The organism is Paenibacillus tyrphae (assembly GCF_027925525.1).
Classification (GTDB): Bacteria; Bacillota; Bacilli; order Paenibacillales; family NBRC-103111; genus Paenibacillus_G; species Paenibacillus_G tyrfis_B.
This window is the reverse complement of sequence record NZ_BSDJ01000006.1, coordinates 87,946-110,817: the sequence shown is the minus strand read 5'-3', so window position 1 is coordinate 110,817 and position 22,872 is coordinate 87,946. Positions and strand designations below refer to the sequence as shown.

The 22,872-nt window shown below is 53.9% G+C and carries 26 protein-coding genes; 12 read left to right on the top strand and 14 right to left on the bottom strand.

The features are described 5' to 3' along the window. Positions 1-2 precede the first annotated feature (2 nt). Positions 3-158 (bottom strand): sporulation histidine kinase inhibitor Sda, encoded by a 156-nt coding sequence (gene sda / locus QMG93_RS09240; protein WP_010493699.1) that lies wholly within the window; start codon positions 156-158, stop codon positions 3-5. Between the two features lie 399 nt (positions 159-557). On the opposite strand from sda, the gene QMG93_RS09235 reads away from it, so the two are divergent. From QMG93_RS09235 to QMG93_RS09225, 3 genes are all read left to right on the top strand, one after another. After that, entirely contained in the window at positions 558-854 is a 297-nt protein-coding gene (locus QMG93_RS09235) for a DUF4870 domain-containing protein (RefSeq protein ID WP_281935666.1), read from the top strand. A gap of 145 nt (positions 855-999) precedes the next feature. Continuing rightward, the gene (locus tag QMG93_RS09230) at positions 1,000-1,320 is read left to right on the top strand and encodes a cyclic-phosphate processing receiver domain-containing protein (protein WP_281935664.1); all 321 of its coding nucleotides are present in this window, start codon (positions 1,000-1,002) and stop codon (positions 1,318-1,320) included. Positions 1,321-1,425: 105 nt separating this feature from the next. Beyond that, positions 1,426-1,971, top strand: coding sequence for a hypothetical protein (locus tag QMG93_RS09225; RefSeq protein WP_281935662.1), 546 nt, complete (start codon positions 1,426-1,428; stop codon positions 1,969-1,971). A gap of 89 nt (positions 1,972-2,060) precedes the next feature. Here QMG93_RS09225 and QMG93_RS09220 read toward each other — a convergent pair whose 3' ends face one another. Both QMG93_RS09220 and QMG93_RS09215 read right to left on the bottom strand, forming a co-directional pair. Next, on the bottom strand, positions 2,061-2,519 hold the full coding sequence (locus tag QMG93_RS09220) for an SRPBCC family protein (RefSeq protein WP_010493703.1): 459 nt from the start codon (positions 2,517-2,519) through the stop codon (positions 2,061-2,063). A 325-nt stretch (positions 2,520-2,844) separates the two neighbouring features. Further along, positions 2,845-3,309, bottom strand: a complete 465-nt coding sequence (locus QMG93_RS09215; RefSeq protein ID WP_281935659.1) for a MarR family winged helix-turn-helix transcriptional regulator — start codon at positions 3,307-3,309, stop codon at positions 2,845-2,847. 471 nt (positions 3,310-3,780) lie between these two features. Between QMG93_RS09215 and QMG93_RS09210 the strand changes: the two genes are divergently transcribed. Beyond that, positions 3,781-4,218, top strand: a complete 438-nt coding sequence (locus tag QMG93_RS09210; RefSeq protein WP_281935657.1) for a hypothetical protein — start codon at positions 3,781-3,783, stop codon at positions 4,216-4,218. A gap of 723 nt (positions 4,219-4,941) precedes the next feature. Here QMG93_RS09210 and QMG93_RS09205 read toward each other — a convergent pair. Further along, positions 4,942-5,304 carry a HesB/IscA family protein gene (locus QMG93_RS09205; protein WP_010493708.1) on the bottom strand — a complete coding sequence of 121 codons (363 nt, stop codon included), beginning with the start codon at positions 5,302-5,304 and terminating at the stop codon, positions 4,942-4,944. Between the two features lie 83 nt (positions 5,305-5,387). Further along, complete coding sequence (locus QMG93_RS09200; protein ID WP_281935655.1) at positions 5,388-5,573, bottom strand: aspartyl-phosphate phosphatase Spo0E family protein; 186 nt, start codon at positions 5,571-5,573, stop codon at positions 5,388-5,390. A gap of 435 nt (positions 5,574-6,008) precedes the next feature. On the opposite strand from QMG93_RS09200, the gene mqnE reads away from it, so the two are divergent. Next, positions 6,009-7,112: an aminofutalosine synthase MqnE gene (mqnE, locus tag QMG93_RS09195; RefSeq protein ID WP_063178124.1), complete on the top strand. Its 1,104-nt coding sequence runs from the start codon at positions 6,009-6,011 to the stop codon at positions 7,110-7,112. Positions 7,113-7,143: 31 nt separating this feature from the next. Further along, positions 7,144-8,208, top strand: a complete 1,065-nt coding sequence (locus QMG93_RS09190) for an NAD(P)/FAD-dependent oxidoreductase (RefSeq protein ID WP_281935652.1) — start codon at positions 7,144-7,146, stop codon at positions 8,206-8,208. Positions 8,209-8,211: 3 nt separating this feature from the next. Here the strand turns inward: QMG93_RS09190 and QMG93_RS09185 are convergent, their stop codons facing one another. Next, positions 8,212-8,469 (bottom strand): YuzB family protein, encoded by a 258-nt coding sequence (locus tag QMG93_RS09185; protein WP_010493714.1) that lies wholly within the window; start codon positions 8,467-8,469, stop codon positions 8,212-8,214. A gap of 78 nt (positions 8,470-8,547) precedes the next feature. On the opposite strand from QMG93_RS09185, the gene QMG93_RS09180 reads away from it, so the two are divergent. Next, complete coding sequence (locus QMG93_RS09180; RefSeq protein ID WP_010493716.1) at positions 8,548-8,796, top strand: NifU family protein; 249 nt, start codon at positions 8,548-8,550, stop codon at positions 8,794-8,796. Between the two features lie 65 nt (positions 8,797-8,861). Here the strand turns inward: QMG93_RS09180 and QMG93_RS09175 are convergent, their stop codons facing one another. From QMG93_RS09175 to QMG93_RS09155, 5 genes are all read right to left on the bottom strand, one after another. Then, on the bottom strand, positions 8,862-9,680 hold the full coding sequence (locus tag QMG93_RS09175; RefSeq protein WP_281935649.1) for an SDR family oxidoreductase: 819 nt from the start codon (positions 9,678-9,680) through the stop codon (positions 8,862-8,864). Positions 9,681-9,767: 87 nt separating this feature from the next. Further along, complete coding sequence (locus QMG93_RS09170; protein WP_281935648.1) at positions 9,768-10,466, bottom strand: Cthe_2314 family HEPN domain-containing protein; 699 nt, start codon at positions 10,464-10,466, stop codon at positions 9,768-9,770. Positions 10,467-10,609: 143 nt separating this feature from the next. Next, positions 10,610-12,370 carry a UbiD family decarboxylase gene (locus tag QMG93_RS09165; protein ID WP_281935645.1) on the bottom strand — a complete coding sequence of 587 codons (1,761 nt, stop codon included), beginning with the start codon at positions 12,368-12,370 and terminating at the stop codon, positions 10,610-10,612. An 89-nt stretch (positions 12,371-12,459) separates the two neighbouring features. Then, positions 12,460-13,413 carry a COX15/CtaA family protein gene (locus QMG93_RS09160; RefSeq protein ID WP_281935643.1) on the bottom strand — a complete coding sequence of 318 codons (954 nt, stop codon included), beginning with the start codon at positions 13,411-13,413 and terminating at the stop codon, positions 12,460-12,462. 223 nt (positions 13,414-13,636) lie between these two features. Further along, the gene (locus QMG93_RS09155; RefSeq protein ID WP_281935641.1) at positions 13,637-13,981 is read right to left on the bottom strand and encodes a thioredoxin family protein; all 345 of its coding nucleotides are present in this window, start codon (positions 13,979-13,981) and stop codon (positions 13,637-13,639) included. 216 nt (positions 13,982-14,197) lie between these two features. Between QMG93_RS09155 and QMG93_RS09150 the strand changes: the two genes are divergently transcribed. Then, positions 14,198-15,040, top strand: a complete 843-nt coding sequence (locus tag QMG93_RS09150; RefSeq protein ID WP_281935639.1) for an SPFH domain-containing protein — start codon at positions 14,198-14,200, stop codon at positions 15,038-15,040. Positions 15,041-15,049: 9 nt separating this feature from the next. After that, complete coding sequence (locus QMG93_RS09145; RefSeq protein WP_010493727.1) at positions 15,050-15,265, top strand: hypothetical protein; 216 nt, start codon at positions 15,050-15,052, stop codon at positions 15,263-15,265. A 130-nt stretch (positions 15,266-15,395) separates the two neighbouring features. Here the strand turns inward: QMG93_RS09145 and QMG93_RS09140 are convergent, their stop codons facing one another. Further along, positions 15,396-16,970 carry a copper amine oxidase N-terminal domain-containing protein gene (locus QMG93_RS09140; RefSeq protein WP_281935636.1) on the bottom strand — a complete coding sequence of 525 codons (1,575 nt, stop codon included), beginning with the start codon at positions 16,968-16,970 and terminating at the stop codon, positions 15,396-15,398. 144 nt (positions 16,971-17,114) lie between these two features. On the opposite strand from QMG93_RS09140, the gene QMG93_RS09135 reads away from it, so the two are divergent. Next, positions 17,115-18,404 carry a DUF2515 domain-containing protein gene (locus QMG93_RS09135; protein ID WP_281935634.1) on the top strand — a complete coding sequence of 430 codons (1,290 nt, stop codon included), beginning with the start codon at positions 17,115-17,117 and terminating at the stop codon, positions 18,402-18,404. Positions 18,405-18,427: 23 nt separating this feature from the next. On the opposite strand, the gene QMG93_RS09130 is transcribed toward QMG93_RS09135, so the two are convergent. Continuing rightward, the gene (locus QMG93_RS09130) at positions 18,428-19,615 is read right to left on the bottom strand and encodes a glucuronate isomerase (RefSeq protein ID WP_281935631.1); all 1,188 of its coding nucleotides are present in this window, start codon (positions 19,613-19,615) and stop codon (positions 18,428-18,430) included. A 115-nt stretch (positions 19,616-19,730) separates the two neighbouring features. After that, the gene (locus QMG93_RS09125) at positions 19,731-20,684 is read right to left on the bottom strand and encodes a DMT family transporter (protein WP_281935630.1); all 954 of its coding nucleotides are present in this window, start codon (positions 20,682-20,684) and stop codon (positions 19,731-19,733) included. A 115-nt stretch (positions 20,685-20,799) separates the two neighbouring features. Here QMG93_RS09125 and QMG93_RS09120 point away from each other — a divergent pair, with 115 nt between their 5' ends. Together QMG93_RS09120 and QMG93_RS09115 are read left to right on the top strand one after the other, a co-directional pair. Continuing rightward, a complete protein-coding gene (locus QMG93_RS09120) occupies positions 20,800-22,215 on the top strand; it encodes a PLP-dependent aminotransferase family protein (protein ID WP_281935628.1) in 1,416 nt (471 codons plus the stop codon). A 134-nt stretch (positions 22,216-22,349) separates the two neighbouring features. Continuing rightward, positions 22,350-22,712 (top strand): cupin domain-containing protein, encoded by a 363-nt coding sequence (locus QMG93_RS09115; RefSeq protein WP_281935626.1) that lies wholly within the window; start codon positions 22,350-22,352, stop codon positions 22,710-22,712. Positions 22,713-22,872 lie beyond the last annotated feature (160 nt).

The following is a 22,872-nucleotide window of genomic DNA, read 5'->3' as shown; positions in this document are numbered from 1 at the left end:
GGTCAGCTGACCTGGGCTTTACCTTCTCTGTAAAATTCTAAGTTGATTTGTCTCCTCTTGATCTCGTCTAACAACAATTCGACAAAATCTTCTTCGAGTTTCAAATCGACGGCTTTGAAATAGGAGTCCACTAAAATCTCATTACTGATCAGTTTCATGGAACAACTCACCTTATTCTGTAATGTAAAATTATATTAACATGCGCCCAAAATTAGAACAAGCGTTCCTTTATCCACATGAAATTGTGTATATCTTGTGAGTATTCTGTTAATAAGTGTCGAATACATGTCATTGGCGGGGTGTATAGTGTGGACAAAGTTATACACAAGCAGCGTACCGTTTTCGTGATAAAAAAATATGATCGCATTTTGACCATTTACAACCAATTAAACTAATATAGGGTAATTATGGATTGCGAATGTTATTTATTGTTTAAACGCCCCCCACTCGGTTGAAACTATGCAGCGTGGCGATGCGAGCCTGAAACCGGCTGCCATTTCCGGCGTAAGTAGTCATAACTTCGATGGATTTTGATATTGAAGAAGGGAGTACCCCTCATGGATGCGCGCAAACTGATCGCTTCGCTTTGTTATTTCAGCATCTTTTTCGCCGGATTTCTTGTCCCGGTTATCGTGTATTTCGTCACCAACGACGGCCGGGTCCGCGAACACGCCAAAAAAGCGCTTCTCTCTCACCTCTTGCCGTTCCTCTCGCTGATCTTCTTCCTGATCATCTGGATGGCGACGATCTCGGTCACCTCCACGATTTTTCTGGGCGTCATCAGTCTGATTCTGTATTTCGTCGTTATGATCTGGAACGTGATCAAGGGCATTCAAGTTCTGCTGGAACGATAACAGTCACGCTGCCTGCGGACGCCACTTCGACCAAGAAGCGGCGTTTTTGGCGTTCGCCGGATAAACGGCGCGCCGTGTTGCGCCGCAGTCCAAGCAATCGGGTCGTGCGCTGCGTATGCTGGAAGTCAAAGAGAGGCGATAGCATATGATGAACGTGTACTTGGACGACCTCCGTCCTTGTCCGAAAGGATTTACGCTGGCGAGGTCGGTCGAGCAATGCATCGATTTGATGAAGACCAGACCGGTTAACATTTTGTCACTCGATCACGATCTGGGTCTCGGTAAAGCCAGCGGCTATGATCTGGTCAAATATATGGTCAAGAAAGGTCTGTATGCAAAAAAAGAAATTATTATTCACAGCGCCAACCCGATCGGACGGTATCTCATGTGGACCCTGCTGCACAAGCATAAGCCAAGCAACGTCAAGCTGTCGGTTCGACCGGAGCCGTTGGCGTTCAAGATTTAACCGGCGACTGCGGATATGATACAATGAAGTATCCGTTCGCGCGTTCGCTGCCAACTACGGCAGGAACCCTCGGAATAAACCCACGGCTTAGATAGGAGCAGTCACGTGAATGCCAATGTGCTGAATTTTGAAGGAAACTCGCCGAAAGAGGAGGCCAAAGCCAAGCTCGCCGCTAACCCGGATATCGTCTTCGAAGAGCTTCAAACGATTACGATCCGACGCGAGGACGCCGACTTTTGGCTGAAATTTGCTTCCGAATGGGGCGGGGCTTTGTATTTGCTGGACGAAAAAAACTTCAAGCAGTTCGAGCGCGAAGAGATCGACCCGCAGGCGTTTGAATTTGCGCGAAGAACGTATCGGCTCGGCCTGATTACGCTCAGCGCCTTATATGATAAGCTGAAGGCTTGGTCCGATTCGAATCCGCAAGAGGACTACCGGCTGGCAATGAATGTATTGGAATGTTACTTTTTGCCGAGCTATCTGGACGACTACGGCCGCGCGTACGCGCCGGGCAAGAAACAGGGCCAGGCCTACATCGAAGCGATTCGGCAAGGCTTCGGCGAAGACGGCGCCCTTGAGCAAAAGGCGGAAGCCCTGCAAGCGCTGGTGCATGAATATATCGAGCGCCTGCATGTTTACGCCAAACAGTGAGCCGACTTGCGGCACGCTCCATCATCAACGGCGAAAAAAAGCGGACTCCTTGTACAGGAATGTCCGCTTTTTTTGCATGGGGCCGGCATTCATCCGGCTTGCTTCTCTGCAAGCTCTTTAATGTAGAGATTTCGTTTCAGCAAAAAATTTTTCATGTACGATTCCAGAAACATCCGGTCCGCCAGCTTGCCAACAGGCCCTAACGGCGACGTGTAATCAAATTCGTCAATCATCAACGTTCCTGAATCGACGGCGCAAAACTCATGCGTATGCCGAAACCGTTTGAACGCGCCCCGGACCATCTCGTCCACAAAATAAAAAGGCGACTCAAATTCCGTTATTTTTGCGGTCAGCCGCTGCTTGATACCGAAATGGACGGCCTCCCACGTCACCGTCTGCCCCAGCTCGATCAACCCGCTCATGACTCCGCCGACCGCTCTTTCCTTCGTTTGCGAAGTCGATTGGGCATGAACGTCGATGCTTCGCGCCAGATCGAAGCAGGTTTCAATCGGCGCTTCTATATACAATTCGGATCTGATTACCGGCATATTCGTCCTCCTCTCCAAATCGAACGAAGCGCTGCGTCTTCCACGCCCCCCGGTAACAAACATCTGTTCTGATATTACTACAAAATGGTTATTTCAGCAACGAAGCCGTAGTTTACTGGTAACCAAGAGCCTGCTGTGCTGTAATCGCATTCAAGCCTTCCGTGAAAGCCAAAAAGCGCCCGAAACTCACGAAACCCGCGAGTTCTGGCGCTTCATATGGCAGAGCAAAAGAGCAGACCTCTAGGGGTATCCCGCTCCTGCTCGCCCTTCTCATACAGCGAACGGATAGCCAGCCGAAGTGTCTGCACGGCCCCCTCGTACAGTCTCATGTTTGCCGGGAACTTGCTTTTTCTTTCAATACGTTCTCCAGCAGTTCGTTCAGCTTCGTCAGACCGTGCACAATATCTTTCAAGTCGTCTTCCGACGCGTTCTTCACGAACAGCTCCTGGAAGTCTTTCACGTTCCCGAGAATTTCCTGCATCTTATCCCGGGCCGTGTCGGTCAATTGAATCTTGACCACCCGCTGGTCTTCCTTCGTCCTTACGCGCTCGATCATATCCATCGTCTCAAGCCGCGAGCACACCGCCGATACGTTGCTGTCCACCATATTGAGCCGCGCCCCGATATCGCCCACCCGGGTCGGACCTTCATGATGCAGCAGCAGCAAAATGTTGATCGACGGGCCAGTCAAATTGTGCGAAGAGTAATGCTGGTTCACAACCTTCGAATGCTTGGTGTCAATGACCCGCAGCAGCTCCCCAATCATAATACAGTAGTCGATTAAACTCATTGCGTACCCCTCACTGAACAATTTATTTGTCGCAATAAATATTATTAAAATAAATATTATAACGATAAGGACGAGCCGTCAATCTTTTTCCTGTTTTACATGTCCATCTTCAACGAATAAGGCTCAGTTTATCTGCATCATGTAGCACGTGGAAATTCAGAAGTTCGTAAAACTGGCCAGCTTTCAATATCCAATTAGGTTGTAAGGAAGCGATGATTAAATGACAAAAAAGGTTCTATGTGAACGGTACACTGCGCGGCGGCCGTGAGCGGATATCCGCGATCATCCCGGCGGCTCGTACCGTTGGATGAGGCCCGGTCCGCGGAGGGCCATCGTCAGGCAGATGAATTCCATTAAATTACTAATAAAACTATTTTATATATGAAAATATTGTATTTTTTGTTTATATATGATATTTTTAAACATAGCGATTCACTAATCGCAAAATAAGTACTTAAAGGAGTTGTGGGTATGGCGAAAGTAAGAAAATTTTTGTGTTTGACTGTTTTGACTCTCTTGTTTTCTGCTCTGGTAACTTCCCCTACCTTTGCCGCAAGTTCGGTTTCAAATTGGCATGTAGACTTAACTTCTACTGAACCTGTGGACGTTGGCCAAAGCTTTAGTGTAGAGGCTGGCTCTACGGTTACCCTAAGAGTGGACCAATACGTGAAAGATTCCAATGGTACGGAAGATAAAACTAAAGCTGCCAATGTTACATATTATTTATATAATGTTGTAACTGGTGATGATTCGTTTAGTTTTCCAGTTTGGAAGAGTGCAGGTGGAGCACACGGGGATCCCGCTGAATGTCATTTTTTAGGTGTCAAAAAGGGTACCTATGTATTCAAAGCCAAAAATAACATTTCTTCAACGGTTGCTACTGGGGGAAATGTTTATGTCGGTAAATAATTTGGATTAAATGAGCGTGATGAGCGTTTTTCCCAGATAGACTACCGGGATTTATTATGTAGTAAGACGAAGGACGCCGTAATATGGCGTCCTTTCTTCGTCCTAACACATAAACGTTCGAATTCCGCAGTTCAATGCTCGTTAGGTTTCGGCCCATTGCGGCGGGTCCAAGGCGCATAGGCGCTGGTCGGGCGGTCTCTTTGCTTAGCAATGGTTTAAATCTGAAGCATTCTTTTCGATACACCTTCCGCAATCTTAGCGCTAAAGAACATCCCAAAAAGCTCGTCAAATGACGCGTGTTTCGATCGAACATTTGATCGTTTTTATAGCGCCTGCCTATCCGCTGATTCAAAGGGACCATTCATGGAGCCCTTCTGACCTTTTTGCGCTAATGACAAAGTCCAGCGCCTGTTCAAACGTTAGCTGCGGGGACTCCCGATAGTTAATTTTGCGCCCCATTCGGAACGCGTCGTTCCTTCTTTTTAAACCTCAAAACAAAAACCTCCCAACGTTTATTCCGAAGAATAACGTCAGGAGGTACGTAATCCACAACCCATAAACGAAAAAATTCGGGTTGTTATCGTTCATTTTGAACGGTTGATATATTACGCTACTTTATCGATACAATCCGCAACCCGCCGCTTCGGCTACCGCCTAAAGCAGACGTTCAGGTCATCGTGAAGTTCTACGTACTCACAACGCCTAGATACGCATTACCCCGCCTCAATCCTCGCAAGGCTGAGCCAGCGCTTCTTCCTCCGGCTTCGTACGGAAGCTGGAGCCACAGCCGCAGGTGGCTACCGCGTTCGGGTTATGGATGCTGAACCCGCCGCCGATGCCGGTGTCTTGGAAATCGATCTCCACGCCGTACAAATATTTGGCGCTCTCTTCGTCCACGACGACCTTTAACCCGTGGATGTCCATGACTTTGTCGCCTTCCTGCTCGTTGTCGTCAAAGCCCATCCCATAGGAAAAGCCGCTGCAGCCGCCTTCCTTGACGCCCACGCGCAGGAACAGGTTCGGAGCTTCCTCCGCCGCGAGCATTTCTTTAATTTTATCGCAAGCCGTTTCGCTGATTTTAATCATATCGTCATGCCTCCCTTACCTGCTCGAAAATGTACTTCTATATAGAAGTATACTCCTTCCGGCCTCGGTCCTCAAGGGCTGCCTCATTTGCGGTTATCCGTTTTATCGGCTTCATAATAACGAAGCAGCAATTGGTCCAATTGTCTGCTGCAGTGCTGCACTTCCGGATGCATGAACCCGAGCTGATTGCCCAAACTTACCATCTGCTCGCGCATGTCTTCGATTTCTTCGGAAATGGTCGCCTGCTCATCGAGAGCTGGAGTAAGCAACTTGGCACCGTCCTACCCAATGTTATTTCAATCTAATAGTATACTAAACTCCCCTGCCCATGAAAATAGGAATTAAACCCTATCTTGTCCCTTTTTACAACAGGAATATAGTTTTAACGATTCATGTATTGCCCCTCTCCGGCAGTAGGTTTATAATAAGGAGTATTGTTTATCACACGTGTCATCGGGAGAAACACATTGCCGGTCTGTCCAAGCACCAAGCGAAGCTTCGTATTTCATGGAATACGTCCAAGCTTCGCCTACCTGTGTGTCCTTGGCCGGCTGACCATGTGCAAGCTTTCACAGCTTCCGCCGGTTCATCCGCGGCAGACTGTGAAAAGCTCGATTCCCTGTATCGTTGTACAACTTCATCGACAGAGCGTCCCGTCAGCGGAAACCAGGGGCGCCTGACCCATTTACGGAGGTGGCTAAACCATGAGTATGATTGTCAACAGCCAAGAAAGGCGCATGGCCGAAATCGCCGAAAAAGTGGAGCACGGAGAGCGTTTGACCCTGGAAGACGGCGTTTTTCTGTACGAAACGGACGATTTATTAACCATCGGACAATTAGCAAACCAAGTGAACCTGAAGAAGAACGGCAAAAAAGTGTATTTCGTCGACAACATGAGCCTATACTTCACCAATGTGTGCGAAGAGCACTGTGCGTTCTGCCATTTCCGCCGCGACGAGGGCGAGGACGGCGCGTACACACTCACGGCCGAGCAAATGTTCGATTACATCGACAAGCACTACCACCCGAACATGCGAGAGTTCCACATTACGGGCGGCCACAATCCGAACGTGCCGTTCCAATATTATGTCGACTGTATCAAGGGGCTGAAGCAGCGTTATCCGAATGTGACCATCAAGGCTCACACGGCGGCGGAAATTGAGTTTTTTTCCCGGCTCAGCGGGTTAAGCTATAAAGAAGTGCTGCAAACGCTGATGGATGCCGGACTCGGCACGATGCCGGGCGGGGGCGCGGAGATTTTGTCCGAGCGTTACCGCAAAAAAATGCACTTGGTCGACAAAGCCTCCACCGAAGCTTGGCTTGAAGTGCATCGCACCGCGCATCAGCTCGGCATGAAAACGCACGCCACCATGCTGTTCGGCTCCATCGAGACGTTCGAAGAACGGATTCGTCACATGATGTACCTGCGCGAGCTGCAGGACGAAACCGGCGGCTTCATGGTCTTTATACCGAACTCGGTTCAGCCGGCCAGCGTCAATGCCAGCATCAAACGCCGGGTATCGGCGTTCGACAATCTGAAGACGATCGCGATCAGCCGTCTGATGCTGGACAACATTCAGCATGTCAAAGCTTATTTCATCAATCTCGGTACGCAGCTTACGCAAATTGCCCTGACGTTCGGCGCTTCGGACGCCCACGGCACGATTATCCAGGAACGCATCAGCCATGCCGCTGGAGCGACCTCGCCGGAAGGCATGACACGGGACGAACTGGTTTGGCTCATTCAAGGAGCCGGCCGCATTGCCGTCGAGCGCGATACTTTCTATAACGAGATCAAGGTCTACTAATTAAGTCATAAGAGAAAGGGTTAACCGTTGTATGAAAAAACTTGTCATTTTGGGCGGAGGCTACGGCGGACTGACGGTAGCGAAAGAATTGCTGGAAGGAGACATCCCGGCCGATACGGTGATGATTATGATCGACCGGATGCCTTATCAGGGACTGAAGACGGAATATTACGCGCTTGCTGCCGGAACGGTGTCTGAACAAGACATCCGGGTGCATTTTCCGGTAGATCCGAGATTGATTCTGAAATATGGCGAAGTCACGGCTGTCGATCCCGAGCAGAAGATAATCCGTTTCGCGAACGACGAACCGTTGTCTTACGACTGGCTGGTCATCGCACTCGGCTGCGTGGACAAATACCACAACATTCCCGGAGCGGAGGAATTCTCCAACAGCATCCAGTCGTTGTCGGCCACCCGCAAAACGTATCAGGCTTCGAACGATGCGGCTCCTTACGGTCAGATCACCATTGTCGGAGGCGGTCTCAGCGGCGTAGAAATGGCGGCGGAGCTGCGCGAGAGTCGGCCGGACCTGAACATCCGCATCCTGGACCGCGGCGCCAGCGTCCTGTCTCCGTTCCCGGAAAGGCTGCAGCGCTATGTGCGCGAGTGGATGCTGGAGCACGACATCGAGCTGCGTTCGCACGTATCGTTGAACCGCTTGGAAAGCGGTCTGCTGTACAACCAGCAGGAAATCATTCAGACCGACATTACGATCTGGACCGCCGGCATTCAGCCCAGCCCGATCGTGCAAAACTTGAATCTGCCCAAGGACAATCAAGGACGGTTAACGATTAACGAATACCACCAGTTGCCCGATTACAATGAAATTTACGTCGTCGGCGACTGTGCGGCCCTGCCCTTCTCCCCGAGCGGACAAGCGGCAGAAGCGCAAGGCAAGCAGGTGGCGGAAGTACTGCAAGCCGTATGGAAAAACGAAACTCCCCGGCTCGGAAAAATCAAGCTCAAGGGAGTTCTCGGGTCGCTCGGCAAAAAAGCAGGCTTCGGCCTGATGGGCAAGCGGACGGTCATGCTCGGCATGGTGCCCCGCGCCTTGAAGAGCGGCGTGCTTTGGATGTCGAAGCGCCATCTGGGATAAACTTTATTCGTCTTTGAAGAGATCGAGCATATCCTCGATCTCTTTTATTTTAAGCTGAATAGCCGCCTCCAGTTCCTCTGCGGTGGCTGCCGCTACGATCTCGCCGTTCACCAGCGCGAACGGGGCCAAATAGCATTCGCCGCAGTTGCCGAGACATCCGTACTCAATCACGTCGTATTCCGGATTTTGCTCCAACTGCTGCATCAGCTTGGCTGTCCCGTGGTGCATATTATTCGTACAAAATTCAATGATCGGTCTCATCGCACTTTCGCCTGCCTTACAGCCATTTTAATTTTCGATCGATTGTACTATAATAAAATAAGAAGGGAGATGATGCAAATGAGCGAGAACACTCAGCAAAGCACCATGTACGACGAGGTTCTTGAAGTTCTAGATAAGCTGCGCCCGTTCCTGCAACGCGACGGCGGCGACGTAGAGCTGGTCGACGTTGAAGACGGTATCGTTAAACTGCGTTTGATGGGCGCTTGCGGCAGTTGCCCGAGCTCGACCATCACGTTGAAAGCCGGTATCGAGCGCGCGCTGCTTGAAGAAGTGGAAGGCGTTCAAGAGGTAATGCAAGTATTCTAATGCATTAACCGCCGGAACACAGTCCTACGAAGAACAGCCCCGAGCCCGCATGCTCCATGCGCCGCTCAGGGCTGTTTTTTTGTGCCGCTTGCGGCCGTGTGCGCGGACCCGCTGCCGATCATGGCGCGGATCGGGTCCAGCCCTCCGGATACGTCCATAATGTTGCCGGTAATGAAATCCGAGCGTTCTTCGCATAGGAAGGCGATGACCCGAGCGATATCCTCTCCCGTTCCGGGGCGTCCGCGCGGAGATTCGTCGTCCTGCAGATGCTCCACCTCGCCGATCGTCCGCTCTTTATTCGCGCCGCGAATGTCTCCCGGACAAATCATGTTGACCGTAATTCCTTCCGACGCTTCTTCCACGGCCAGCGTTTTCGTGAAGGAGACGAGACCGACTTTGGCCGCCGCATAGGCTGCCCGGTGCGGCCAACCCCGCGCCTCCGCCGCGTGGCCGAAGCCGAAGTGAATAATCCGGCCCCACTGCTTCCGCCGCATCAGCGGAATAACCAGATGGTCCAAATGCATTACGCCTAGCAGATTGCCCTGCATCAGCTCGTTGATTTCCTCAAGCTCATACTCCATAAACAGCCGACGCTCACGGATGAACGGACCGGCGTTGTTGATCAGAATATCGATTGAACCGAAATGGCGGATCGCTTCCCGTACGAGCCTTTCCCTGTCCTCGGGAACGGCCACGCTTCCCTGAACCGCCTCGCAGCGCACGCCCTTGCCGCGGATCGCCTCGCGCAGCTCGAACGCTTCCTTCTCGCTGTGCACGTAATTCAGCACGATATCAGTTCCCCGTTCGGCAAGCAGGAGCGCGGTCATTTTACCAAGACCTTTGGCGCTTCCCGTAATGAGGGCGGTTTTCCGCTGCCCCTCCATGCTCCCACCTCCCGCTTCTCATTCGTTCCCGTTCTATCCAAAGTATAGTGCAAGCCGGAGAGCGATTCAACTTAAAGCCGCCCCGAATCACCGGACCAGATAACGAAATACGGTCGTCACCGAACGGAATGCCATGTCGCAGCCTTGCCCAAGGTCAGCCAGATTTCCGCGGACATCCTCTGTCTCGGGACGCGGCCGCTCCCCGTATTTCGCTTCCTCCGCTTTCATCAAATCGTCCAGCAGATCGGCGTTAATCGTATGGATCTCCATGTTGCGCTGATTGCGCAGGTGCGTGAGCGGCTCCTTGTAGCTCGTTTTAAGCTCGTAGAGCTTCGCCTCCAAATCGATAAACAGTTTGTGCTGATGCATATTGCGAAGAACGGTAAAATATGAGAACCGCGATTTGATCTTTTCCGTCTTCAAAGCAAAACGTTCGTTCATAAAATGCCCGAGCTTATCCAGAACGGCAAACAGACGAATCAGTGCGTTGTTGTAATAATATAAATGGCGGTGGTAATCGTCCAGTTCCTCGCGCTCCATCCGGTCGATGAAGGACGTCTTCACCCGCTCCCCGTAGCGGGCAGCCGCGTACTGGCTTTGCTCCATTTCGTCCAATGCCCGCAGAAAGCTTTGGCACCAGATCGCATAACGGCGCTCCTCCGGTGTTGGAGCAGCTCCCTTCTTCGTCCGGGTGACGGTTCGCAAATATCCGCGGATCGCCTCATTGGCCTCAAGTAGCAGCCCGCTATCCTGCCTGGGCGGCTCGTCAAAAATCGCTCTTAGCATAGGTGTCCCCATCCCATCCTGTTGTCCCATTCAGTATACCCGATCCCGTTTTGCAAAAACAATCGCATCTGCAAAAAAACGACAGCGGCGCATAATGGCCCTGGGTAAAGGACACGCCGCTATCGTCGATTGCGTTCATGATATTAAGCAAAATATTCGCTCCACCGGGAATCAACCAGCTTCACGATATCTTCCCGCGGGAAAAGCTCGTCCGGGTACCCCGGCTTCATCCGGGCATCGATCACGAGCGGTAGCTCGTAGCCGATATGATGGCGCTTGACTTGCGTACGCGCGTAAATATCGGCCGCCGGGTTGAAGCGGGTGAACACCGTCCACAGAAACGCCGTCTGGTCGCCGGCAATGGACGTCTCGTCTGCCACGATGACAAGCGGCCACTGAGCCAGACGATCACCCGCCGCCTCCGCCAAACGGCTAGCCAATCCGGGATCGTCCGTATAGGAGGCGCCAGAGACCACGAGACAGCCGCGGCAGTAGACGGCAGCAGCCGAAATGCCCGGCAGCTCCCCGCCCATATAGACGGCCGGAAGCTCCCGCTTCGGCTCGCCGACGCCAACCAGCACCGCCTTGCTCCCATGGTTAAGCCGGTCGCCGGTATAATCGAGTGTATCGTGCGACGTATTGCCGAATACGTACAAGTCCTGCAGCGGATCGAATCGCTCCAACACCGTTTCGAGCAGCGTCGGGAAACGTTCCAGATCTAACTGCCGATCCGTCACCATCAAAAACTTCGTCAGTGATAACTGGCCCTCGCCAAGAATACGGAACGCCGAGACGATCGCTTCGCGGCTGTAGCTCTCACGTACAATCGCCGCAGCAAGCGCATGAAAGCCGGTTTCGGCGTACGTCCATAGATCTTTGACGCCCGGCATCGCCATCGGGAAGGCAGGCGACAGCAGCTTCTGCAGAAACTCCCCGAGATAGTAATCCTCTTGTCTCGGTTTGCCGACAATCGTAGCCGGATAAATCGCATCCTTGCGGTGCCACATATGGCTCACGTTGAACACCGGAAAATCGTGAGTCAGCGAATAATAGCCGTAATGATCGCCGAACGGACCTTCGGGACGACGCACATGCGGCGCTACCGAGCCGCGAATCGCAAATTCCGCCTCGGCGACGAGACGATGTCCGCCTTTCGGATCAGCCACGAGCGGAAGCTTCTGCCCCATAATGAGCGAGGTCAGCAGCAGCTCCGGCAGATGCTCGGGCACCGGCGCGATGGCCGATGCGATCAAGGCCGGCGGCCCGCCGAGAAAAACTGTCACCGGCAGCGCTTGTCCGCGCTTCTCCGCTTCGTGGTAATGGAAGCCGCCGCCTTTATGAATTTGCCAGTGCATGCCCGTTGTCCGATCGTCATATACCTGCATCCGATACATGCCCAGGTTATGATGGCCGTTTTCCGGATGCTCCGTATACACAAGTGGAAGCGTGACGAACGGCCCTCCGTCTTCCTGCCAGCTCGTCAATACAGGCAGCCCGGCAAGCGGCGCATCGGTCTTGCACTGCTGCAGTACCGGAGCGGCGTCGGAGGACACGTTTTTCGTCCCGACTTTGAGCAGGTCCAGAAGAAGCTGCCGCTGGTCCCAGACCGCCTTCGGCGTCGGTGGAAGCAGCGTATCCTTCGCCGCGATAATATCCTTCATCAGCTGCTCGGGACGCGGCCCGAACGCGAGGTCTACCCTCCGGCTTGTGCCGAACAGATTCGTTACGACCGGAAAGGAAGCACCTTTTACATTGGTAAACAGCAGCGCAGGCCCTTGCTCGTCGATGACCCTGCGGTGAATTTCGGCAAGCTCCAGATTCGGATCGACCGGCGCGGAGATTACTTTTAATTGATTTTCCTTACGAAGCGCTTCCAGAAAGCTGCGTAAATTCTCGAATCTCATTTGCCGAGCGTCTCCCTTCTTTCATCCCACGAAGTGAAATAGATCATTGCTAGATGTCCCCGGATAGGGCGTATAGTAATAAGAGAGGCTTACGGCAGCCGAGGAGCCGCGTAAGCCTGTACCTTCCCCTCTGCCGCGTGCAGAGACGTTATCCCCAAGTAACACAGGATGCCGAATAAGCAGGAGATCAGCAGCGCATGCAGCATGCTGGCGAGCAGGTAAATGTCGTATCCCATGGCCAGCGTAACAAAGCCGCCGCTTAAGATTTGCAAGATAATAAGCACCAACGATAAGTGGGTCGCCCGGTAGATCGCGCTGTTCGTATGCGCCTGCATCCGAACGACGAGGAACAGAACCAGAATAGCGATCCCCAATACCGCAGCCGCCACGCGGTGCATGAAGACAATGCCGGTCGCCCCGCTCAGCTCCGGAATGACTTGTCCGTTGCACAGCGGCCAGCCGATACAGCCGCCGGTCGCTTCGCTATGCCGGACATAGGCTCCCAAATAAACGACGACATAAGAGTAGATCAAAATGCCCCAGATGGCGATGCGCACGCCTTTGGTCAACCTCGTTCCGTCGCCGCGGTGCATCGCATCTCCGAATTTCGTGTACACCAAGTACAGCAGCAGCGTAAAGGCAAACGACAGCAGCGAGAAGCCGAAGTGCAGCGCAAGCACCGGGCCGGATTGCGGCCATACGACGGCCATGGCGCCAAGGATCGCTTGCAGCACCGTGAACAACATCGCTCCACCTACGTACCATTTGGCATCCTTGCGATGGCTGTACAGCAGCACCAGAATCGTCGTAGCGAGCAATATCATCCCTACAATGCCGACAACAAAACGGTGGCTGTACTCAATCAACGATTCAATGGTATAAGCCGGAACGAACTTTCCGTTGCACAGCGGCCAATCGTCGCCGCAGCCCCGGCCCGATTCCGTTTTCGTCACCAACGCGCCCATCAGCAAGATCAAAAACATGCCGGCCATGCTCGCAAAAGATAAGCGTCTAAGCCAACGTTGTATGTTCATGCGTAACATTCACCCGCTTCTTCTATAAAATACGTCTATGATCATTTGTCGACAACATTAGACAAAAGCGAACGTCCAACCCTTATTATAGCGATAAAAAGTACCTAAATCCATGCGGAAATGTTACAAAGCCTTGAAACCGGGCGAAACCTCTGCACCACCCTCTTCAACAAACAAAAGCCCGGCCGGAACGGTTTCCGGCGGGCTTTTGAGCTTGGGCCCTCTATGGGTGCTACTTTTGCAAAGCGTTCGATACTTCCAGCGCGCGGTCCAGGAATTGCTCGATCTCGTCGCGGGTTTTGCGCAGCTTGCTGACGAAGCGGACAAGCTCTTGCCCGTCGCGGAACGCGATAAAGCTCGGGATACCCAAAATGTTCAATTCCGAGCAAAGGTCCGGCAAATCGTCGCGGTCAATATGAATGAAGTTCAGGCGATCTTGGTACGCTTCCTCCACTTGAGGCATGAACGGATCGATGAAATGGCAGTCCTTGCACCAAGTCGCTTTGAAAACGGCAACGGTCGGCTTGGAGCCGCCGATTACTTCTCTAAATCGTTGTTCGGTTGTCACTTGTTCCACGGAAAGCACCGCCTTCGGTCATCGTTTTGCGCTATTTCTTTCGCTTACCCCACTTATAGCACTCGGAGCGGCTTCTGTCAATCTTGCGCAGAGGGGCCCAACTTCATTTGCTCAATTGAAATTTCCACTTTATCCTACTTTACAATTATTACTAAAAGTGATATCATAAAAATATCAAAACAATATGATTCCCTTTAAAACAAAGGAGTGTTTGCGATGAAAGAAAGAAAAGCATGGGTGATGAACGGATTTGTCGGGCTGCTGCTGGTGCTTGCGCTGGTCGGAGGAGGACTTTCCCTTCTGATTACAGAAACTTCGCCCGTTCTGGGCATCGTTTTAATCATTCTTTCGGTGCTCCCCTTGTCTTCATTAACGGTTATTCAACCGAATCAGGCGATGGTCGTGACGTTCTTCGGCAGCTACGCCGGAACAATGCGCGAGAGCGGCATGTGGGTAACGGTTCCGTTCTCCGGACGCAAAAAGGTATCGCTGCGCGTCCGCAACTTCAACAGCGCCAAGTTAAAGGTGAACGACATCGATGGCAACCCGATTGAAATCGCCGCCGTCGTCGTCTTCCGCGTCGTCGATTCGGCCAGAGCGAGCTTCGATGTCGACAACTACGAGCAATTCGTTGAAATCCAAAGCGAAACCGCGCTGCGGCACGTCGCCAACAAATATCCGTACGATTCTTACGAGAACGGTTACTCCTTGCGCGGCAACTCCGAAGAGGTTGCCAAAGAGCTGAGCCGCGAGCTGCAGGACCGGCTGTCGGTAGCCGGCGTCGAAGTCATTGAAGCGCGTCTGACGCATCTGGCTTATTCCACGGAAATCGCGAGCGCCATGCTGCAGCGTCAGCAGGCAACGGCGATCATCGCCGCGCGTGCCAAAATTGTGGAAGGCGCCGTCGGCATGGTGCAGTTGGCAATCGCCCAATTGCAGCAAGAAGGCGTCATCGAGCTTGACGAAGAACGCAAAGCCGCCATGATCAACAATCTGCTCGTCGCCATCGTGTCGGACCGTTCCGCCAATCCGGTCATCAATACGGGAAGCTTGTACTGACGGTCCGCTATGGCCGGCAAAAAAAATTTCCCGCTGCGGCTTGATCCGAAGCTGTACGAAGTGCTGGAAAAATGGGCGGCCGACGAATTCCGCAGCGTCAACAGCCATATCGAATACCTGCTGCGCGAGACGGCTGCCCGAGCCGGTCGGCTGCCTTCCCCCCGGTCGCTCGGACCGGGAGCGGAGACGAAGGCCCCGCCTTCCGATTCAACAACACAGGATTAAGCCTGAACCTCGTATACGAAAAAAGAAACAGCCCCCATCTTTCCGAGGCGGAGTCGGATGGGAGGCTGTTTTCTGCTTCCAAGGCCGGAATAGTCCGGCCGTTCAAGCACATATTAAGGATAAAGCCAAATTAATCTCGGGTAATTTTAACGGTTTGCGTTTCTTGCTCCCAGCCTACTTTTGCTCCGAGGCCTTCGGAAACGACGCGAACAGGAACATAAGTAACGCCATCCACGAGTACGGCCGGCTTCTCCAGCTTCACGGTTTTGCCGTTCACGGTAGCTTCGTCGCTGCCGATCGTTAATACGAGCACGGCGCCGCTGAGCGGGTCGGTCACTTTGACTTGCTTGGTGGCCTCATCCCACTTCACATCGGCATCCAGTTCCTCGACGACGAAACGCGCCGGAACCATGATCGTTCCGTTGTCGTTATACGGGAGCGAACCGAAAGAAAGCTCTTTGTCTTCGCCGACGAACATGCTGATATTTTTCTTCGTTACGCCAAGATCGTCTTTAAGCAGCTTATACAGCTGGGAGTTCGGATCAAGCGATGCGACGAATTTGCTTGCCGTCATGCGGCCGTCCGCACCGTTCATTTCGATAACGCCGCCGGCGGTGTCAATCGTAGCCGCCTGTACCGGCTTATTCACGTTCCACACTTCATAGACCGATGTGATTTTGACGCTTTTCAAGCCGTCTCCCTTGCCTTGAGGAAGGGTGAAGCCAATTTCCGTGTTCGATTTACGAGTTACGTAATCTTTGTCTACATACAGGTCCATCTTAAGCGATTGATTGTCGCTCAACCAAGCTTTGGCTTCCGGACCCATCGCGTCGACCGACGCGTCGAAATCCTTGAGCATTTGCTCCAAATGGGTTTTAACGAACGTATGAATGAATTCTACAGCCAGCGCTTTATTGTTCAAATAAGGCGTAAGCGGGTCGTTCATCGAATTGACATCACTCTTGCCGGCTTCCTTGGTCACTTCCTTCAGGATCGGCACATACAGATCATACAGCACGCCGATAAAATCCTTCAGGCCTTGATCGTCGGCTAGTACGTTTGTCAAGAAGCCTTTCACCAAGCCAAGCAGCTCGTTGCCGTAGACTTCGGCATGCACCTTTTGCAGGGTCAGCGATTCGCCGTTTACGGTTTCGTTCACTTCCGCAGCCGTAATTTTGCTAGGGTTCGGGAAGTTGCGGGTGAAGAACGACGTGAGCGAAGGCATTGCCTCAACCGCTTTCTTGCTAAGCTGTTGGAGCTGCTCCTGCACTTCCTTCGAAAGCTCGGCGGTGCCGCTCATCGCCGTCGCGCTGTTGCGGATGACGATCGGCTTTTTCGCGCCTTCGATTTTGAGCGTGTAATTCATGTCGGACATGACCAGCTCGAACGGCACGCGGCCCTTCTGATACTCGAATGCGCCTTTCAAAGACGTATGCAGTTGATCTTGCATTTTCATCTCGGTAATGTCGATCTTCACCTTGCTGAACAGATCGAAAGCCCGTTTGCCCTCCGGCGACATCGTGACCCCCGGGTCCGGCGTCAGCTCCAGCGTTACCGTTTGCTTGCCTTCCGAAGATTTGACGGCCAAGCTTCCGGCCATCGCTTTGCCTACGTCGACATTGCCGACCGGCTGGCAGCCGGCCAGCAGGATCAGGATGCCGACCAGCACGAGGCTGAGCATGACGTTCCAACGTTTTGTTCTCATCGGGAACCTCCTAAAAATATGTACTATAATGCATGCAACCTACCGTCTTATACGAAAAAATTGGCAGAACGTTGCGCACTTGCATATGGAATTATACGACAGCAGTTTGGAAAATCCTTTTTTTAAGGCGGGAGGTCTCGGAACATGAGCCGGGGAAAATACCGTTGGAACGGCATCGATCTGCTCCATAAGCTGGCGGATTTGCCACAGGAAGCGGCAGAGTGGGTCAAAGGAAAGGCACAGACATTAGCGCATGAAAAAAAGCTGTTGGCTGCGGCGCACCGCATTCCGATCGATCCGCTGTCAGTCGAAGCGCTGCGCAAGCGCCTGCAATGGAAGCTTGCGCTGCAGGAAGGGAACGCGGAGCCGGCAAAGGAAACCCCGGAGACCGGGCCTGAGGCCAAGGAAGAGGAGCAGGAGCTGCTGGAGCGCATCCTGCGCGAGCGGGACGTGCATATCCGCAACAATGTGACGCGTACCGCGGCTTATTTGCATATGTACCGGGAGCATCCGGAGCTGCATTGGGCGTTTCTCGCTCATATGGTGTCGCGCAACGGGGGCTGGAGCATGACGGATCTGCGGGGTGATCTGCTGCCGTTTCTGCTGAACGAAGAGCAGTGCGAGAACGTTTTCGCTTTTTTGGAAAGGGCCAACGCGCTCATCTTCCGGGATGCTTACCCGCAGCTTCTGCTGTACCGGGCGAGCCTGCAGCTGAAACGCCCGCTGTTTCATCTGCTCCCCCGGCTCGGCGTTTCGCGCTTTATGCGCCCGGTCTGGGACCGCTTCTGGGTCGAGCGGGAATCCGGGCTGCTCACCGTCGCGTTAATCGTGAACGAGCAGCATTACATTGAGGAGCGCGTCGTCCGTCATCCTTCGTTTCAAAGCACCGTGCTCGACACGTTGTTTTTTCAGACGCAGACGCTGCTTCAGCTGAACCAGGTCGTGTTTCCATATGTTCAAGGAGAACGTATACGGCTCGCAGGTCTGATTCTGGAAAACTTCAGCAGCGTGCGGGAGCGCATCGAGGTCGGCAAAAAGCTGTACGCCATTTTATTCGGGATACGTGCGGTAGCCGAGGGCGCCCAAGCGTTCGCCTGCGGACGCCGTCACAGCGGCTCCCGCGCGGATTACTGGCCGCACCTGTTCGCACCCGTGCGCAAGGAGCCGCCCCGGCCCCGCGGCCAGCTGCTGGAACGGCTCGACGGCTGCAAGCTGCGGCCCGGCGCAGCCCCGCTGTACAGTCCGGCGCTGACGGATGCATGGAAGGACAGGGACGTCGAACCGCCCGTACCCGGGGATTGGTTCCGCGACCTGTCCGTCCTCGACTATTTTACGGAAATCAGTGCGCCGTTCTCCTTCGAAATGACGCAAGACTGCGGCATCGGACTGAAAAAAATCGAGCTGGCCGTGCTTGCCAGCGATCTGATCGTTTAATGGGCCGCCTCCGCCGGGCGCGCTTACTGCTCCCGGAAGCCGTACCGCTGCGCCGCGCTCTCGTAGAGCCAGCCCCTGGCAACCTGCAGCGCCGTCTCGCGGTCGATCCAGCCCCGCTCCGTCTGCTCGAAGAGAAACTCGGCCATCAGCCGTTTGACGAGCGCGATTTTGCCGTAGCTCCATTCGATGCAGCGCGCGTCGGAGACGATCAGCGAGCTTTTGAGCGCAGGCAGCGCCTCCAGCCGGTACTGCATCGCATCGCGGTACGTGCTGGCGCGGAAATTGAACCACCACTGCCCTCCCGTGTGCACATTGGGGAAATTCCACGCCGCCTGGACGATATCCAGGTTGTTCAGCTCCGAGGCTGCCACCAGCTCGAACGGAACGGCATACCGCTCGAACAAGCCGGACAGCTTGACGATCTTGAGCGGATCGTTTACTGGGGTCGCCATACCACACCAGGACCGTTCCACGCCCACGAAGATTTGCAACATCTGCCCGTGACGCTCGGCCGCTTCGCACACCGCATGCAGAAGCATCATCAGGATCTGGTCCTCCGTCGCGCCGGCTTTCAACGCATACGAGCGGTTGGCGCTGGCCTCGAAAGCGGGCAGCGTTGTCATGACGCCCGGGCACCCCTGCACCCGGTACGACGCAAACAGCTTATCTATGCTTTGCTGCGCCTCTTCGTACGCTTCCTCCGGCTGCGCCGACGCCGCGATGGCCCGGGTCCACTGCGGCAGCTTGCCGTCGATCCGCGGAAGCAAAATCGCGTCGCGCTTCATGCCGACAAACTTCGCATGGTCCGGATGATTGACCACGAAGGCGCGGACGTTCAGCTTGTCCGCCACCTGCTGCGCCCAGCCCGCCTGTTGAGCCGATGCCCGGACCGCCTCATCGGCCTCGTAGACAGAGCGCTCGTCGCGGAGCTCAATTCCGTACAGCTGCTTGAAGATGTGTGTGACGGTCCAATTCATCAGCGTATTCCGCGTGGCGCGGTACGCCTTCATAAACGCTTCGATGCGCTCCTTCTCCGGCAGCTCCGCCGCGTCGGCGGGATATCCGCCCGCCTGCATTTCCCGGTTCAACCAGAAATAATGGGCGATATCCCAGAAGCTCTGCGCACACAGCTTGTCCCCGACTAAATGGGTATGCGTATCCAGCGTCTCAATGCCTTCGACTTCCGCAATCCACGTTTCCCGTGCGGTCATGACGGATCTCCCCTTTCCCTTGATCTCTTCATCATACTACATGTTCGGATAAGGGAGGATGGATTCGTTTTTTAAGAGACTGTATTTTTTTAGGCTTGCCGGCCCGGACAATCGGCTATAACCCTTCACTTGCCGTTCTCTCCCCGCCTCGCGCCCTTTTATCCCAAGGCTTGACGGACAGCAAGACGGACGAAGCGACGATGAACAGACCGCCCATGATTTGAAAGAACTTCAACGGCTCCGCAAGCCACAGCATCGAAACGACGATCGTCACGAGCGGCTCCATGACGGACAGCGTGTTCGTTTCGGCGGGCTCCAGGTAATGAAGGCTTTCCAAATAAAACAAAAAGGCCAGGCACGTACCGAACAAGACGATAAACAGCACGAGAATCCAGGAGATGGCATCCATGCCCTGCACAGCCGAGTAAAAGCCTCCAGAAACAGGCAGCGCGTTGAACACGATCCCGCCGATCAGCATCCCCCAGCCCAACACGAGCATGCCGCCCCAGCGGCGGATGAGCGGAACCGGAAACAACGTATAGAAGGCGAACGCAGCGGCAGTGGCAAGCCCCCAGCCGACGGCTTTGGGCGACAAGGAAATTCCTTCCAAAGACCCGTTCGTCACCATGAAAAACAACCCGAGGATACAGAGTGAAACCAGCACCGTCTCGATCCAGGTCGGCAGCTTCCGCTTCTTGAACGCCAGCACGATCATGACGACCGCCGGACTCAAAAATTGAAACAAGGTAGCCGTCACAGCATTGCCCGTTTCGACGGTGCTGATGAACGCATACTGCAGCACCATGATCCCGCAGACCGAAAAGATGATTAAAGACAGGACCATGCGAAGATCGGTCCAAACCTTCCATATATTTTGCTTTCTGCCCATGGCGATCAATAGCAGGATCACGCCCGATAGCATGAACCGGAATTGCAGAAGCGCCGTGGACGACATTTTCTGATGGGAGAACAGCCATTCCATCATGGGGGACGACAATCCCCAGCAGCCGGCACCGATAATGATGAGCGCCAGCCCAAGATTTCTTCCTCGATACGACTTTTTCAACATGCTGCTTATGTCCTTTCCTGTCTATGTTTTTTCGATTATAATCATTATTTGAACGGATCATAAGCTTCAGTTTTGTACAAAATGATGAGGTCAGTTTTGGGAAGGGGCATCGTTCATGGACATGTTCACGGTTCATTTGGACCCGGGACGCAAGCAGCCTTTATACGATCAGCTATACATGCACATCAAGCGGGAAATTGAGTCGGGGCACCTCTCCTACGGGACAAGGCTGCCGTCCAAGCGGAAGCTGGCCGGGTATTTGCGCATCAGCCAAAATACGCTGGAAACCGCATATCAGCAGTTGGTGGCGGAAGGCTACGTCGAAGCGGTGCCGAAGCGCGGATTTTTCGTCAGCAAAACGGACGAGGTGCTGCGGATCGGTACGGAACCGCCGGTACCTGCCATGCGAAAGCCGACGACGGACTCGGACGCCTTCATTCCCCGGTACGATTTTTCGCCGACAAGTATCGATCTGGACGTGTTCCCTTTTGCCATATGGAAGAAGCTGGCTAAAGAAACGATTCAGTCCGAGCACAAGTCGCTGCTGCAGCTCGGGCATCCGCAAGGAGACGAAAGGCTTCGCAGTACGATTTCCCAGTACCTGTACTACTCCCGCGGAGTGTCCTGCACCCCGGAACAAATTATCGTCGGCGCCGGGACGGAGAGCCTGTTTCAGCTGCTGCTGCAAATTTTGGGCCGGGACAATTCATTCGCCGTCGAGAATCCGGGGTATTACCGGATGTACCGCATTCTCCGAAGCTACGGCATCGACGTTCAGCTGCTGCCGCTGGATGAAGAGGGTGTCGACGTTGCGCAGCTTGCGGACGGACGCTCGAACATCGTGTATACGACGCCCTCCCATCAGTTCCCGATGGGCATGGTCATGCCGGTCAACCGCCGGATGCGGCTGCTCCAGTGGGTCAACGAACAGGATGGCCGGTACATCATCGAGGACGATTACGACAGTGAATTCCGCTACAGCGGCAAGCCGATCCCTTCGCTGCATGGGATGGATTCGAGCGGCAAAGTGATCTATATCGGCACGCTGTCGAAGCCGTTATCTCCTTCGCTGCGCATCAGCTATATGGTGCTGCCCGGACGGCTACTGGAGGTGTACCGCACGCATTACATTTCTTATGCCTCGACCGTTTCGCGCATCGATCAGCACGTGCTGTACCGGTTTATCAAGGAAGGGCATTTCGAGAAGCACTTGAACAAAATGCGCCGCATTTACAAAAGAAAACGAGACCGGCTTGTGGCGGCGGTGTGCAAGTTCCCTCAGCCGGTCGACATTATCGGGGAAAACGCCGGCCTGCACCTGCTCCTGAAGGTGCGCAACGGCTTGAGCGAGGAAGAGCTGGTATCCCGCGCGAAGGAAGCGGGCGTCAAGGTATACGGCATCTCGGGCTATTGCTTCGAGTCCGTCCCCGAAGGGCCGGACCCGGTCATTCTGCTCGGCTTCGCCGGGCTATCCGAGGAGGACATCGACGCTGCGGCGCGGATCTTGGAGCAAGCCTGGTTCTCCGCGTAACTTCCCTACGAATAAAGCATAAAAGATTCCATGTCTTTCTTAAATTGTTCAATACCCGTCGGAGCCCAAATCGGATATGATCATTACGGAATCGGAATTACCCCTTTTTCCAAAAAACGGAGGGATCACCGCGAATGAAAAAATACCGTTTGAGCGAGCTGCAGGACGCCCGCGAAGGGCATATTTTGAAACAAGTGCTCCCTGGCGCCTATGTGTCCTCGGGCGGCCTGGCGTTCAGCAAGCCGGGCGAGCGAAGCCATACGAACGACGGGCCGGACGGCCGGGACTATCACGTGCATACGGACTGCGAAGCGTTCTTGATCGTGCAAGGCTGCGGGACGATGGAGATCGACAAGACGTTCCACCCGGTAACCGTAGGCGATATTATCGTCGTAGAGCCGGGAGAAGACCACCACCTGCACTCCAGCATCGAAGACCCGATCGTGACCCTCTGGTGTCACGCCGGTCCGGTACGGCACAAAAATCAGCAGCCATAAGCGGCGAACGTTCAGTCCGTAACAGGCGGTGCACGCGCCAATGATGGCGCTCTCAACAGCCGCCGTCGGACGACAAACAGCCCCGAACCTTCGCAGCAGCATCATCTGCTTGAAGGTTCGGGGCTGTTTTCACAATCGTCTGTCAGCGCTAACGCTTCGC

What these genes read in the sequence shown, in the direction of transcription:
- sda (WP_010493699.1), bottom strand. Translation starts at nt 158, where the DNA reads ATGAAACTGATCAGTAATGAGATTTTAGTGGACTCCTATTTCAAAGCC.
- QMG93_RS09235 (WP_281935666.1), top strand. Translation starts at nt 558, where the DNA reads ATGGATGCGCGCAAACTGATCGCTTCGCTTTGTTATTTCAGCATCTTT.
- QMG93_RS09230 (WP_281935664.1), top strand. Translation starts at nt 1,000, where the DNA reads ATGATGAACGTGTACTTGGACGACCTCCGTCCTTGTCCGAAAGGATTT.
- QMG93_RS09220 (WP_010493703.1), bottom strand. Translation starts at nt 2,519, where the DNA reads ATGCCGGTAATCAGATCCGAATTGTATATAGAAGCGCCGATTGAAACC.
- QMG93_RS09215 (WP_281935659.1), bottom strand. Translation starts at nt 3,309, where the DNA reads ATGAGTTTAATCGACTACTGTATTATGATTGGGGAGCTGCTGCGGGTC.
- QMG93_RS09210 (WP_281935657.1), top strand. Translation starts at nt 3,781, where the DNA reads ATGGCGAAAGTAAGAAAATTTTTGTGTTTGACTGTTTTGACTCTCTTG.
- QMG93_RS09205 (WP_010493708.1), bottom strand. Translation starts at nt 5,304, where the DNA reads ATGATTAAAATCAGCGAAACGGCTTGCGATAAAATTAAAGAAATGCTC.
- mqnE (WP_063178124.1), top strand. Translation starts at nt 6,009, where the DNA reads ATGAGTATGATTGTCAACAGCCAAGAAAGGCGCATGGCCGAAATCGCC.
- QMG93_RS09190 (WP_281935652.1), top strand. Translation starts at nt 7,144, where the DNA reads ATGAAAAAACTTGTCATTTTGGGCGGAGGCTACGGCGGACTGACGGTA.
- QMG93_RS09185 (WP_010493714.1), bottom strand. Translation starts at nt 8,469, where the DNA reads ATGAGACCGATCATTGAATTTTGTACGAATAATATGCACCACGGGACA.
- QMG93_RS09180 (WP_010493716.1), top strand. Translation starts at nt 8,548, where the DNA reads ATGAGCGAGAACACTCAGCAAAGCACCATGTACGACGAGGTTCTTGAA.
- QMG93_RS09175 (WP_281935649.1), bottom strand. Translation starts at nt 9,680, where the DNA reads ATGGAGGGGCAGCGGAAAACCGCCCTCATTACGGGAAGCGCCAAAGGT.
- QMG93_RS09170 (WP_281935648.1), bottom strand. Translation starts at nt 10,466, where the DNA reads ATGCTAAGAGCGATTTTTGACGAGCCGCCCAGGCAGGATAGCGGGCTG.
- QMG93_RS09165 (WP_281935645.1), bottom strand. Translation starts at nt 12,370, where the DNA reads ATGAGATTCGAGAATTTACGCAGCTTTCTGGAAGCGCTTCGTAAGGAA.
- QMG93_RS09160 (WP_281935643.1), bottom strand. Translation starts at nt 13,413, where the DNA reads ATGTTACGCATGAACATACAACGTTGGCTTAGACGCTTATCTTTTGCG.
- QMG93_RS09150 (WP_281935639.1), top strand. Translation starts at nt 14,198, where the DNA reads ATGAAAGAAAGAAAAGCATGGGTGATGAACGGATTTGTCGGGCTGCTG.
- QMG93_RS09145 (WP_010493727.1), top strand. Translation starts at nt 15,050, where the DNA reads ATGGCCGGCAAAAAAAATTTCCCGCTGCGGCTTGATCCGAAGCTGTAC.
- QMG93_RS09140 (WP_281935636.1), bottom strand. Translation starts at nt 16,970, where the DNA reads ATGAGAACAAAACGTTGGAACGTCATGCTCAGCCTCGTGCTGGTCGGC.
- QMG93_RS09135 (WP_281935634.1), top strand. Translation starts at nt 17,115, where the DNA reads ATGAGCCGGGGAAAATACCGTTGGAACGGCATCGATCTGCTCCATAAG.
- QMG93_RS09130 (WP_281935631.1), bottom strand. Translation starts at nt 19,615, where the DNA reads ATGACCGCACGGGAAACGTGGATTGCGGAAGTCGAAGGCATTGAGACG.
- QMG93_RS09125 (WP_281935630.1), bottom strand. Translation starts at nt 20,684, where the DNA reads ATGTTGAAAAAGTCGTATCGAGGAAGAAATCTTGGGCTGGCGCTCATC.
- QMG93_RS09120 (WP_281935628.1), top strand. Translation starts at nt 20,800, where the DNA reads ATGGACATGTTCACGGTTCATTTGGACCCGGGACGCAAGCAGCCTTTA.
- QMG93_RS09115 (WP_281935626.1), top strand. Translation starts at nt 22,350, where the DNA reads ATGAAAAAATACCGTTTGAGCGAGCTGCAGGACGCCCGCGAAGGGCAT.